This is a genomic window from Streptomyces lushanensis (assembly GCF_001700515.1).
GTDB lineage: Bacteria > Actinomycetota > Actinomycetes > Streptomycetales > Streptomycetaceae > Streptomyces > Streptomyces lushanensis.
The window spans coordinates 1-489 of the sequence record NZ_MAUD01000425.1 but is presented as its reverse complement, the minus strand read 5'-3'; the positions used below and the strand labels follow the sequence as shown (position 1 = coordinate 489).

Annotated in this window: 1 protein-coding gene; it reads right to left on the bottom strand. The window is 72.4% G+C overall.

From position 1 onward, the window contains the following. Window positions 1-16: 16 nt before the first annotated feature. A partial coding sequence (locus BFF77_RS28535; RefSeq protein WP_211280333.1) for an ABC transporter permease occupies window positions 17-489 on the bottom strand: 473 nt, incomplete at its 5' end.

Genomic DNA, 489 nt, shown 5'->3' with positions numbered 1-489 from the left:
ATCCGCCGGACAGGACCTAGCTCCCCGTGCTCCTGTACGTACGCAGCCCCGCCCGCCACGCGAATCCCGCCAGCGCGCAGCTCGCCCCCGCCACCACCGGCGGCAGGAACGCGACCGCGCCCGGCAGCCCCAGCGGGTCCTCGCGGCCCAGGACGTACAGCGCCGGCATCCAGTTGACGAAGGCCAGCGGCACCACGAACGTCACCCCGCGCACCAGGTCCTTCGCGAAGACCGTCGGCGGGTACTGCAACAGCGTCGTCCCGCCGTACGTGAACGAGTTCTGCACCTCGGCGGCGTCCTGCGCCCAGAACTGGAACGCCGCGCCCGCCACGAACACCGCCGAGAAGATGGCCGCGCCGCTCACCACCATCATCGGCAGCATCAGCACCCGTACCGGCGTCCAGTCGATGTCCAGCGCCGCCAGGGCGTACACGAGCACCAGCAGCCCCTGGGTGACCCGGCCGAGCCGGCGCAGCGCGAACCGGTCCG